11 protein-coding genes are annotated in these 11,769 nt (G+C 60.1%); 4 read left to right on the top strand and 7 right to left on the bottom strand.

Annotated features, from left to right (window positions below; all coding sequences use genetic code 11):
- Positions 1-58 precede the first annotated feature (58 nt).
- The 3 genes from EC915_RS00620 to rbsK all read right to left on the bottom strand — a co-directional run bounded on the left by EC915_RS00620 (position 59) and on the right by rbsK (position 3,470).
- Positions 59-1,144 (bottom strand): aldose 1-epimerase family protein, encoded by a 1,086-nt coding sequence (locus tag EC915_RS00620; RefSeq protein WP_133748594.1) that lies wholly within the window; start codon positions 1,142-1,144, stop codon positions 59-61.
- On the bottom strand, positions 1,141-2,472 hold the full coding sequence (gene fucP / locus EC915_RS00615) for an L-fucose:H+ symporter permease (protein ID WP_133748593.1): 1,332 nt from the start codon (positions 2,470-2,472) through the stop codon (positions 1,141-1,143). Before fucP ends, EC915_RS00620 begins: the two co-directional genes overlap by 4 nt.
- A gap of 77 nt (positions 2,473-2,549) precedes the next feature.
- On the bottom strand, positions 2,550-3,470 hold the full coding sequence (gene rbsK, locus EC915_RS00610; protein ID WP_133748592.1) for a ribokinase: 921 nt from the start codon (positions 3,468-3,470) through the stop codon (positions 2,550-2,552).
- Positions 3,471-3,807: 337 nt separating this feature from the next.
- On the opposite strand from rbsK, the gene EC915_RS00605 reads away from it, so the two are divergent.
- Positions 3,808-4,053: a hypothetical protein gene (locus tag EC915_RS00605; protein ID WP_166650891.1), complete on the top strand. Its 246-nt coding sequence runs from the start codon at positions 3,808-3,810 to the stop codon at positions 4,051-4,053.
- An 89-nt stretch (positions 4,054-4,142) separates the two neighbouring features.
- Here EC915_RS00605 and EC915_RS00600 read toward each other — a convergent pair whose 3' ends face one another.
- Positions 4,143-5,018, bottom strand: a complete 876-nt coding sequence (locus EC915_RS00600; protein ID WP_133748591.1) for an alpha/beta fold hydrolase — start codon at positions 5,016-5,018, stop codon at positions 4,143-4,145.
- A gap of 261 nt (positions 5,019-5,279) precedes the next feature.
- On the opposite strand from EC915_RS00600, the gene EC915_RS00595 reads away from it, so the two are divergent.
- Together EC915_RS00595 and EC915_RS00590 are read left to right on the top strand one after the other, a co-directional pair.
- Entirely contained in the window at positions 5,280-5,714 is a 435-nt protein-coding gene (locus EC915_RS00595) for a carboxymuconolactone decarboxylase family protein (RefSeq protein ID WP_133748590.1), read from the top strand.
- Between the two features lie 155 nt (positions 5,715-5,869).
- Positions 5,870-6,703: a PhzF family phenazine biosynthesis protein gene (locus EC915_RS00590; RefSeq protein WP_133748589.1), complete on the top strand. Its 834-nt coding sequence runs from the start codon at positions 5,870-5,872 to the stop codon at positions 6,701-6,703.
- A 3-nt stretch (positions 6,704-6,706) separates the two neighbouring features.
- Here the strand turns inward: EC915_RS00590 and EC915_RS00585 are convergent, their stop codons facing one another.
- Positions 6,707-7,858 carry an MFS transporter gene (locus EC915_RS00585; protein ID WP_133748588.1) on the bottom strand — a complete coding sequence of 384 codons (1,152 nt, stop codon included), beginning with the start codon at positions 7,856-7,858 and terminating at the stop codon, positions 6,707-6,709.
- Between the two features lie 330 nt (positions 7,859-8,188).
- On the opposite strand from EC915_RS00585, the gene rarD reads away from it, so the two are divergent.
- Positions 8,189-9,073 carry an EamA family transporter RarD gene (gene rarD / locus EC915_RS00580; protein WP_133748587.1) on the top strand — a complete coding sequence of 295 codons (885 nt, stop codon included), beginning with the start codon at positions 8,189-8,191 and terminating at the stop codon, positions 9,071-9,073.
- A 181-nt stretch (positions 9,074-9,254) separates the two neighbouring features.
- Here the strand turns inward: rarD and zapE are convergent, their stop codons facing one another.
- Together zapE and EC915_RS00570 are read right to left on the bottom strand one after the other, a co-directional pair.
- The gene (gene zapE / locus EC915_RS00575; RefSeq protein ID WP_133748586.1) at positions 9,255-10,376 is read right to left on the bottom strand and encodes a cell division protein ZapE; all 1,122 of its coding nucleotides are present in this window, start codon (positions 10,374-10,376) and stop codon (positions 9,255-9,257) included.
- Complete coding sequence (locus EC915_RS00570) at positions 10,373-11,575, bottom strand: MFS transporter (protein ID WP_133748585.1); 1,203 nt, start codon at positions 11,573-11,575, stop codon at positions 10,373-10,375. The genes zapE and EC915_RS00570 overlap by 4 nt, the downstream gene beginning before the upstream one ends.
- Positions 11,576-11,769: the final 194 nt, after the last annotated feature.

The following is an 11,769-nucleotide window of genomic DNA, read 5'->3' as shown; positions in this document are numbered from 1 at the left end:
GCGCTCTCCAACGCGTGGAAAGCGGCCACCTGCAGACGAACTTATTCGCGATGCGGTTTCAGCGTTTCAGATCGCCTTCCAGTTGCCGCACTTCTTCAGCCGTCAGATACCCCGTCCTCACACTGAACGAAGCACTCTCCCCTGCGCCGAGACTGCGCACATTGCCCTTGGCCTTCTCTGCCAGATACCCCTCGGGCTCGCAGGTTGCGGGCAGGACGAACGCAGCCACTTGCTGATCGGCGTTATGCAAAATCCAGCGCGCGGCATGGTCGAACTGCGCGGGCTTGTAGCGGGTATAGAACGCGGGGCCATCGGTATGCTTGAGCAGAAAGTGCGCATCGCCGCGCGCGTCGGTTTTGGCACCATCGAAAAAGCAGACGATTTCCGGGTCATATAACTCAGGAGCGTCCAGTGTCTGCAGCCGCGACGCATCTTCGCTCAACTGCGCGATGTACGCCGACCACGCCGGCGTTGGCTTTACATGGGCCGGAACACTGCTGCGCACCCGCGTGCGCGCCACGCCCAAAGGCTCGACGAAACGACCGTCAGCCACGTAGGCGTAGTTCATGTGGGCCATGTACATCAGCTCCATGGGTTTGCCGGCCATATTGCGCACGTCCATCCCGATGTCGAACAGTGCCGAGCCAGGGCGCAGGGTGACGCTGGGCCTGGCGCGGTAATGATCGCCAAACCCCATCACGTATTCGTACTCGCCGCCTACCCGCAGGAAGGTGCCGGTGCGGTCCTCGCCGACTTCCAGCCAGGCGCGGTCCATCGGCGCACAGGGCATTTCGCCATGCAAGGCGTGATCGTCTTCGGGCGTCGGGCAGCCATTGCGCAGGATGCCGCTGTGGAACATGAAGCAGCCATAAGTACCGATCACTGTGGGGCTCGGGCGCGGTTGTTCGAACATGTTGCGCATGGTCAGGTCGCAGCCATCGAACACCGCCGACCAGACCATTTGCCCTTGATACGGCAGCACAACCACGCGACCACGGCCGTTCTCCAGCGCCAACGCCTTCACACCGCTGGGATAGGTCCAGGCCAACACCCGAAAATCAGCGGACTCAAGGAGGGTCTTTTCGTCACCACTGAACAATTCGGGATACAGCGAGATACGGCAGCTTTTTTCGAACGCACTCATGAGGCAGTCACCGCGCCCACTGGCGCCGTTTCGATGCGCGGGTTACGCATGCATTTGATCGCATAGGCCACAATGACCACGAAGCACAGCAGCGGCACCACGTAGGCGATCTGCATATTGCCGTGGGTGGCATCGGACAACAGGCCCTGGAAGATCGGCATCACGCCGCCGCCAACGATGCTCATGACCAGCAGCGAGCCACCGACACCGGTGTCTTCGCCCAGACCGTCGATGGTCAGGCCATAAATGGTCGGCCAGCATGGACCGAGGAAAATGCTGACGCCTACCGCCGCGTACACCGCGCTGATGTTCGGCACCAGGATGGTGTAAGCCAGCAGCACGATGGTCAGCACGCCGTAGATGGCCAGAACCTTGGCCGGGTGCAGTTTGCGCATCAGCAGGTTGGCGATCAGCTTGCCGACGAAGTAAGCAGCGAATGTTGTCAGTAGAAACCAGGAAGCACTGCGCTCGTTCATTCCGCCCATCTGCATGGCCAGGCGAATGGTGAAACTCCACACACCGACCTGCGCGCCGACATACAGGAATTGCGCCAGCACACCGAAGGTGAACCGCGGGTTGCGCCACAGCCGCGAGAGGCTCTGGCCGATGCTGCTCTTTTTCACGCTGTCCTGAACGTTGCCCTTGCACGCCGGAAATTTGGTGAACGCAATCAGCACGAACATCAGGATCAGCACCGCGATCATCCACTTGTACGGCAGCAGGGTGGACTGGATCATTTCCAGCTGCTGAACCGCCGCATCGGACGCGCTCATCTGGGTCAATTGTTCGCGCGTGGCGTCGGTGTCCTTGAACATCACGAAGCTGCCGACGTAAACCCCGGTCATGGCGCCGAACGGGTGGAAGGTCTGCGAGATATTCAGGCGACGGGTACCGGTTTCACGCGGGCCCATCAAGGTCGAGTAGGTGTTGCAGGCGGTCTCCAGAAACGACAGGCCGGCAGCAATGACGAACAGCGCCATCAGGAACATGCCGTACTTGGCCATGGACGCCGCCGGGAAGAACAGCGAGCAACCCACCATGTACAGCAACAGGCCGATGAGGATAGTGGTCTTGTAGCTGAAATGTCGGACCACCATGGCCGCCGGAATCGCCACGAAGAAGTAGCCAAGGTAGAACGCCGACTGCACAAAAGCGGTCTGGAAATCGCTGAGCAGAAAGGCTTTCTTGAAGTGCGCGATGAGCACGTCGTTCATGCTCGCAGCCGCCGCCCACAGGGCAAAGCAGCAGCACAGCAGCAGGAAGGCGAACCAGGGGGTGCGATTCAGGTAGAACCCGTCCGGGGACTGTTGGAGCGCGGGCGTTGTCATTGTTGTTCTCCGTGGATCTCAGGGATACCCGCGCTGCCGGCCTTGCGACCGGGGAGGCGCGGCGGCGCTTGATGGACTTACAACGTGTCGAGGAATTGCCCGAACGTGGCAGCGTCCGGATAGGAACTCTGGGTACCCAGGCCAGTGACCGAGCAGGCGGAATAGGCGACTGCCTGGGTCATGGCGCGGCGCATGTCGCCGTCCTGGCTCCAGTGATAAGCGAAACAGCCGATGAAGGCATCGCCCGCACCTGTGGTGTCACGGGCGTTGACCTTGATGCCCTCGACGCGGAACTCGCCTTCTTCACCGACATACAGCGCCCCCTTTTCACCCAGGGTGACGATGACGTGGCGAATGCCGTCCTGCGCCAGTTGCAAGGCGGCCGCGCGGGCGGACTCCAGAGAATCGACGACACGTCCGGTAATCAGTGCAAGTTCACTTTCGTTAGGGATGAAGAAATCCAGCTGAAGCAGATGGTCGCGGCTCAGGCCTTTGACCGCTGGCGCCGGATTGAGCAGCACCGGGATACCGTTGGCCTTGGCGAACTCGATGGCGTAGTAAACGGTTTCCAGCTCGATCTCCAGTTGCAGGACGATCAGCTTGCAGTCGCGCAAGGCGGCCTGGGCAGCGTCGATATCGCAGGGTTTGAGATGAGCGTTGGCGCCTTTGACGATGAGGATGCTGTTGTGCGAGTCGCTTTGCACGAAGATCGGCGCCACACCGCTGGACACCCCAGGCACGCGCTGCACGAATTGCGCGTCGATGCCGAAACGTTCGAAGTTGTCCAGGGTGTTGTCAGCGAACATGTCGTCTCCGACCTTGCTCAGCATCAGCACCTCGGCGCCCAGCTTGGCTGCTGCGATGGCTTGGTTGGCACCCTTACCGCCGCAGCCCATGGCGAAGTTAGGCGCTTCGAGGGTTTCACCCTGGGCCGGCATCCGGTCGATGTAGGTGATCAAATCCACCATATTGCTGCCGATGACTGCGATCTTGTTCATGTGTGTCATTACCTTGTCTACGCCACAGCAGGCCTGCGCGTCATTATTTTTGTTATTTAAATAACATTTGTTGTTACTTTTCAACCTCTATTTTGCGGGAGCGTCAATAAGCCCTTTCCAAATCAGGCCGGATGAGGCGGCCGCATAGGTTCAGGCCCTTGTTGCAGAGCGGTTGAGGTCGGCGAAAAATACAGACAACCAATGGTCGCAATCGTTTGCGAGCGGCGTCATTTAGGTGGGCAAGCGTCAGGTCGGGCGCACATCGCCTATTGATTTGAGGGTTTTTACGATGCTTTTTGATCCTACGCTCGGGGCCCGCTCCCGGAGATTGGAGGGGATGAACGCAGCGAAAAACTGCATCCATGAATGCACCGCCAATTTGATGACGAACCCATGCAGCCTCTTTCTTTTCTGTCCACAAGGCTCACCCCTTCAGCGGGCGCTGATAGGCTTCATCCCGCTGGTCTGTCTGTCGCTGACTTTTGCCACCGGCTGGCAGATGAAGCAGTCCCGGCATGAGCGCGGCGCTTCGGTGAAGGGCACAGATAGTACTACAGCTTCAGCCGAGACCGGTGACTGCTGATATCGCTGGATGTGCTGCAGTCTTCGACGGTTCCAACCTGAGGCCAGCGAATTAGCTGCCACAGGACCCGCACCGCAGCGACGACGGCCTCAGGTCAGAAACGGCACCACCTCTGCCAACAACTCCCCGGGAATTTCTTCTGCCAGGTAGTGCCCGCTCGGCAGCGCTTTGCCGCGAACATCGGTCGCCACCTGCTGCCACTCTTTGAGTGGGTCGAAACAGTGACCCACCGTGCCTTCCGCGCCCCACAGCACAAGTAACGGCAATTGCAGATGATTACCCGCAGCGATGTTGGCGCGGTCATGCTCCAGATCGATGCCGGCGCTGGCGCGGTAGTCTTCGCACACGCCCCGCGCAGCACCCGGCAGGCTGGCGCAGCGCAGGTACTCGGCGAATGCCTCTTCGGTGAAAGGCGTCAGGCTCGCGCTGCCACTGCCCATAACGCTGTGCAGATATTGCTCGGGATTGGCCTCCAGCAAGGTCTCCGGCAACGGCGCCGGGCGAATCAGGAAAAACCAGTGCCAGTACGCACGGGCGAAGGCTTCATCGGTCTGGCGGTACATTGCCAGGGTCGGTGCGATATCGAGCAGGGCCATGCGCACAACCGTGCGGGGATGATCCAGCGCCAGCCGATGGGCGACCCGAGCGCCGCGGTCATGGGCCAGAATCGAAAACATCGGCATGCCCAACTCACGCATCAGCGCCACCATGTCACGGCCCATTTCCCGCTTGGAATAACTGGCATGGTCCTCGCTGGCCGCAGGTTTGCCGCTGTCGCCATAGCCGCGCAAGTCGGCGGCGACCACCGTGAAATGCTGGCTCAGGCGTTCGGCGATCTTGTGCCAGATGACGTGGGTCTGTGGGTGTCCGTGCAGCAGTAAAAGGCCTGGTCCGCTGCCGCCGATTCGATAAGCGATCTGCACGCCATTGACCTGACGCTGGTGTTTCTGGAATCCGGCAAACATGAATGACTCCTTGGCTGGGTGGGTGAATGATGGGTGGATGGGTGGATGGGTGCCAATGCTGGATCGCTGAGCTCAGGCAGCAAGGCTCAAACCGTAGCAACGCGGTTCATGAAGCGTGTTCATAGGAGAAAGCTTCATGGGCTACGAGTGCAATGGGTCTACGCAAATTCCGACCCATTGGCTATTCGCCTCCTGCGCGCGGCAACGTAACGTCGCGCTTTACTCAACCAATTGCCTATCTCTGCATTGGAGTCTGCACACATGCACAAAAGAATCGCCTCGGCGCAAAAGTCGCCGGATGCCTATAAGGCCAGGGTCGCGCTGGAAACCGCAGTGATGGAATCCGGGCTGGACAACGCGCTGCTGGAACTGATTCGGCTGCGTGCTTCGCAGCTCAACGGCTGCGCGTACTGCGTCAACAAGCACGCCAACGATGCGCGCAAGACCGGGGAAACCGAAGCGCGCTTACAGACCTTGAGCGTCTGGGACGACACCCGCTTTTTCAGCGACAGGGAAAAGGCCGTGCTGGCGTGGGTGGAAAGCCTGACCCTGCTGCCGGGCCATCGCGCGCCACAGCATCAATACGACGCGTTGCTGGAACACTGTAGCGAAGTCGAGGTGGTCAACATCACCCTGGCTGTCGCGACCATCAATGCGTGGAATCGCTTTGGCGTCGGCTTTGCGATGGTGCCCTAGCGCAGTGACAGGCTGCGAGTGAGGGCGAGCTTGCGGGCTGCTGCTGCGTTGAACCATCAACACGCTGAATCCCATCCATCAGCACTTTTGGTTGGTGTCCCCTGCCCTGCCTCGACCACAATTGCACCTTTTACCCAGGCGCAAGAGCATTCAACATGGCAATGGACATCCTCAGACTTTCGGCTTTTTCCGACGCAGAGCAAGGCGGCAATCCCGCTGGCGTGTGGCTGGGCGAGATATTTCCCGACGATACGACCCTGCAGGCCGTGGCCTTAGAGGTGGGCTATTCGGAGACCGCCTTTGCCATTCCACACAACGATGGCTGGCGCGTGCGTTACTTTTCCCCTGAAGCCGAGGTGCCGTTCTGCGGGCACGCCACTATCGCCTTGGGCGCTGCCTTGGTTGAGCGCTTTGGCGAAGGTGAATACAGGCTGCAGTTGAACCAGGCGCAAATCAGTGTCGAGGGTCATCAATACGGCGCACTGGTGGCGGCCGCGTTGCAATCACCGCCTACCCACAGCGAGCCGGTCAGCCGCGAGTTGCTCGGCCAGGTGATGGCGCTGTTCGATCTTCAGCCACAAGACATCGACCTGCGCATTGCGCCCGCGCTGATCAATGGTGGCGCGCAGCATCTGGTGCTGGCGCTGAATCGGCGGGATACCTTGAAGAACATGCGATACGACTTCGATGCAGGTCGCCAATTGATGGTACGCGAGGGGCTGGTGACTGTGCTGCTGGTGTTTGCCGAATCCCCTCGCCTGTTTCATACCCGCAACCCGTTTGCCTACGGCGGGGTGTATGAGGATCCGGCCACCGGCGCTGCCAGTGCGGCCTTTGCCGGATACCTGCGCGATATCGGCTGGAGCCATGGCGGCGCCATCGACATCGTGCAAGGCGAGGACATGGGCAGCCGTTCGCGGATTCGTGCCCAATTGAGCGACGTGCCCGGCAGCTCGATCCGGATTTCGGGCACGGTGCGCGCGCTTTGAGCCTCAGACCTTCAGAAAGCGCCCGCTCAGTGCGACCCCCAGCAGCAGCACCGCGATGATCAGGAAAGCGATCCCCAGGCTGCTGAGGTGAGCGACCAGACCAATGCCCGCCGGGCCCAGGAGGATGCCGATGTAACCCAGGGTGGTGATGGCAGGAACCGCGACGTTTTCCGGCATGGTCTTCTGCCGCCCGACCGCGCTGTAGAACACCGGCACGATGTTGGAACAACCGATTCCTACCAGTGCGTAGCCGCACAGTGCTGCCTGCCAGTAGGGAATCAGCGTGGCGACAGCCATGCCGATTGCCGCGCACAAACCGCCGAACAGAATGATTTTGTGCACACCCAGCCGCCGTACTATCGGGTCGCCGCACAGACGCCCAACGGCCATCGCCAGGGCAAACACTGCATAACCGAAGCCGGCATAGGACGGTTCGACACCGCGCTGGGCACTGAGAAACACCGCGCTCCAGTCCAGCATCGCACCTTCGGTCAGGAATACGGTGAAGCACATCAGACCGATGAACAGCACTACACCGTGGGGGATTGCGAAGGCAGGCCCGCCCGCTTCGCTGCCATAAGCCAGCAGGTGTGGGCCAGCCTTGTACAAGGCAATAGCAATAAACAGTGCAACCAGACTCATCGTCAGCCACGGCCATACACCTGCGCTCAGCAATGCCGAAACGCCCGCCGCACCGAGAATGCCGCCACAGCTGAACAGGCCGTGAAAACCCGACATCATGGTTTTGCCACTGGCCCGTTCGACAATAATCGCCTGAATATTGGTGACGCACCCCAGTGCGCCCATGCTGGCACCGTAGACGAAAAGCGTCGCCACCATCAGCGGCATATCCGTGAGGGTGGCCAGAAAAGGCAGACACAGGCAGGCGATGCTACCGACCGCAACGATCATGCGCCGACAGCCATAGCGCACGGTCATGGCGCCAGCCATCGGCATGGACAGGATGGAACCGATACCCAGGCACAACAACAGCAGACCGAGGCTGGCATCATCCAGCGCCAGACGGCTCTTGGCGTAGGGCACCAGCGGCGCCCACGCAGAAATACTGAAACCGGTAATGAAGAACGCTACGCGCGTGGAGAACTGTTCGAGCCGCCCAGGCACAACCGGTGCCGCGGTGTCGATGGAGGTCATTGCCGCTCCCTTGCTGGTGATAGGTGAAACATGCGCGGCCCCTGCCACGACAAGCAGCCAGCCTAACAAAGGATGCAGCAATGCCGAACAAGGGATTGGGATTGACTGGGCGCAGGAATGCCTCAAGCGCTTTAGCGCAACAAGCCCGTCAGCGAGCCAGGCATCGTTTACTGGCCGCCGAAGTGGTGTTTACCAGAATGCGGGCGAACGCCGGGGTGTGTTCAGCTAAACTTCGCGCCGCTTCCTGCAGCGGGTCGTCAGAATCTGCACCGGATGCATCCGCTGCATTCCAAGCGAATCGAAACCTCATACCAGAAAAAGGGAGCCCCTGTGTACAAGGGTGTTGCGTTATCGGTCATGGCCTCCTGCCTCTTCGCGGTCATGTACTACTACACCTCATTGCTGAAACCATTGAGTGGAGAAGAAATATTCGGCTGGCGCATGCTGCTGACCCTGCCCTGCGTGACGATCTTCATGCTTTCCAGCGGTGACTGGAAGCTGGCTCGCGGCCTCGCACAGCGTATCCGTCAGCGTCCGGCGCTACTGGGAGCGCTGGCGTTGTCGGCATCACTGATAGGCGTGCAACTGTGGCTGTTTCTGTGGGCCCCCTTGCACGGGCGCAGTCTGGAGGTGTCGCTGGGCTACTTTCTGCTGCCGCTGACGATGATCCTCGCCGGCCGTGTGGTCTATGGCGAGCAACTGTCGCGGCTGCAGATGATCGCCGCCTGCTTTGCGTTGGTCGGCGTGGGTAACGAGTTGCTACGGCTGGGGAGTTTTTCCTGGGAGACACTGGTGGTGTGCGTAGGCTACCCGCTCTATTTCGTCCTGCGGCGCAAGCTCAAGACCGACCACCTGGGCGGGCTGTGGTGGGACATGCTGCTGATCCTGCCGGTGGCGGTGTTGTTCGTCTGCAAGGGCCATCCGTCGGTGGTCGAGCAGTTCCCACGGCTTTATCTGTTGATACCGATTCTGGGCATGATCAGCGCTTCGGCGCTGGTGAGCTACATCCTCGCCAGCCGCCTGTTGGCGTTCAGTGTGTTCGGCCTGCTGAGCTACGTCGAGCCGGTGCTGCTGGTAGGCGTGGCCTTGCTGCTGGGCGAAACCATCGGCCGCGATGAGTGGATGACCTATCTGCCTATCTGGCTCGGGGTCATGGTATTGGTCGGCGAAGGAGCCAAGCATGTAATGGCCCAAAGAAGGCGAAACAGGGCCTGATAGCCAGACTGTTCACACACCGGCTCAGCGCGCTGTGAGCGAATTCATTCGCGAAGGAAAGTACATCCGACAGATAATTTTCGGTTGTCCCGACGCCTCGCGAATGAAATCGCCTCCACAGTGAATCGCGTGGCTGCGCTACAGCGTGGCGTTCGCCATGGATTAAAAACCTCAAAAATTTTCAGTGCCCGAATCGCGCCAGCTGCATCTCCTGCAAGCGGCTCAGGGTCCGGCGAAAGGCGAACGCCAGATAGCCCTCCGTGTACAGATCTTGCATCGGCATCGCAGCTTCCACATACAGCGGCACCTTGCGGTCATAACACTCGTCCACCAGCGCAATGAACCGCCGCACGCCATCGTCGTAGGCCGACAACTGCGGCAGTTCGCGATCTCCCGCGACTACCTGCTCAACGCCATCTTCCGTACCACGGGCGATTCGGCCTTCGCGCTGCGGTGCGCTCAAGGCCGGGACGTCGCTCAACAACACGGCCGTGTAGCGGTCGCACAGCTCGATGAAGTCCATGGCCGCCAACGGCTGTTCGCACAGATCGGCATACCGACACCAGACCACGGTCTTGCCGCAACGCACCACCGGCAGATGACGGCGCCCCAACGGCACCGGCTGAACGGACACCGACTCGCCGCTGCTCAGGGTCTCGAATACCTCAAGCAGCGCGCTCGGCCCGTGCTCGCCCGTGACCCAATAACGTTGCTGCGCCTGGCCGGGATGCAGACGATGGTCCTCACCGCCGTCCACCGACACCACCGTCATGTAGTGATTGATCGCCGTAATCGCTGGCGCGAAGCGCTCGCGATTGTGACCTTTGGCATACAGCTGCTCGGGCAGCTGATTGGAGGTGCAGACGAGCACCACGCCCTCCTCGAACATGGCCCGCAGCAACCCGCCGAGAATCACTGCATCACCGATATCGTTGACGAACAGCTCATCGAAACACAGCACGCGGACTTCCTGCCCCAGTTCATGGGCCAGCACTTCAAGCGGCTTGGCTACGCCAGTCAGCTGAAACAGACGCTGGTGCACCCAGCGCATGAAGTGATGGAAGTGCTGGCGCCGTGCAGGCACCTGCAGCGCTTCGAAGAAACGGTCCATGAGCCAGGTCTTGCCACGCCCGACCGGCCCCCACAGATACACCCCTTTGAACTCGCTTCGGGGGCTGCCGTCACTCAGCGCCCGCCAGCACGCCTGTAATTTCTGCACGGCCTGACGCTGGGCCTCGTCCGGCTGAAAACCCTGTGTGTCGATCGCCTGCTGCCAGGCATCCCGAGGAGACAGAGCATTCATTGCGGCATGCCTTCGTGGCGCTTGGAGTAGGAAGCTCCCAGCAAGTAAAAACAGCCGCCGCCGATGATGAAGGCCGCCAGCATATAAAACATGAAGTGCGCTTGCTGTGTCGCCAGGGCAAAACCGCACAGCACCGGACCCAATGCGCCACCGAGGTTGGACAGGTTCTGCGCGCCGTAATACATGCCACGCAGGTGGGTCGGGGCAATGCGGTCGATGAACATGTATTCGGCAGGAAACACAATGATCTCGCCCAAGGTAAAGATCGCTACCGCCAACGCCCAATGCAGCACCGTGCTCGACAGTGCAAACCCGACCACGCCCATCAGAAACAGACTGAACCCCACCGTGAGCCATTGATTCAGATACTGATGGCTGATGTGCTTGCCGACGAAATACTGCAGGCAGATCACCACCGCAGCATTGACGGCCACAACCGAGCTAATCACCTGGTAGGTAAATTCCGCGGTGCTGGTGGTCACCAGATACTGCGAGATGTAGGCCGTGAATTGACCAAACACCACCGCGCTGAGCATTCCACCGACCGTAAAGCACACCAACCGGTAGTCCTTAAGCAAGATACGGCCCACCGCAAGAAACGACACAGGCGCGTTGGCCGGGTCGGCAGAGCTCAGCTTGCGGTCGCCATGCATCGCGTAGACCACGAAAAAGCCCAGGCCCAGTGCCGCCGACATAAGGAATGGCAGCTTCATGTTCCAGTGCGCCAGCCCTGCACCAATGAACGGCCCAACCGCATAACCGATGTTGATCAGGGTGTAACGCACCGAGAACACCTTGCTCTGCTCGGCCACTGGCAACAGTTTGCCGAAGGCGGCCTTGACCACGATATCGATCACCGAATAGGCGAAATTGAACGACACCAGAAACAGGAAGAACAGCCAGAGCTTGCCGGTCAGGCACATGCCGACGAAGCCTGCGACGAAGAAGCCGGTAAAACAAAGAATCAGTTTGTAGCTGGACAGCCTGTCGGTGAGGTAACCGCCATATAGGCTCAGCAGCGAGCCGAGGAACAAGGCGCTGCCGACCAGCATGCCAATATCGCTGATGCCCAGTGTGAAGCTGGACGAAAGGTAGATCACCAGATACGGCAAGGTGATAGCCCTGCCCAACGTCAGAAACAGCGACGAGGCCAGCAGGAGGTTGACTGAGGCAGGGTAATGTCTGAGAGCGGCGAGCATCCGTGTTCTGTCCTTGGGAGTAGGCCGAGGTTTTTAAAGCCAGACATCGTTACACAATCCAGGCTGACTGGACACTGAGATAGACCTCATTTGTACAAGCGTCGCGGTGCTTCTGAGCCGCAAGCGTTGGCGGGCCACAAGCGCCTTGGTTTTTCCCGGCGGATGACTTGCCAGGGACGCTTTCGATTCTGCCC

Source organism: Pseudomonas sp. LP_7_YM (genome assembly GCF_004364435.1).
In the GTDB taxonomy this organism is placed as follows: Bacteria; Pseudomonadota; Gammaproteobacteria; order Pseudomonadales; family Pseudomonadaceae; genus Aquipseudomonas.
This window is presented reverse-complemented; position numbering and strand designations above follow the sequence as displayed.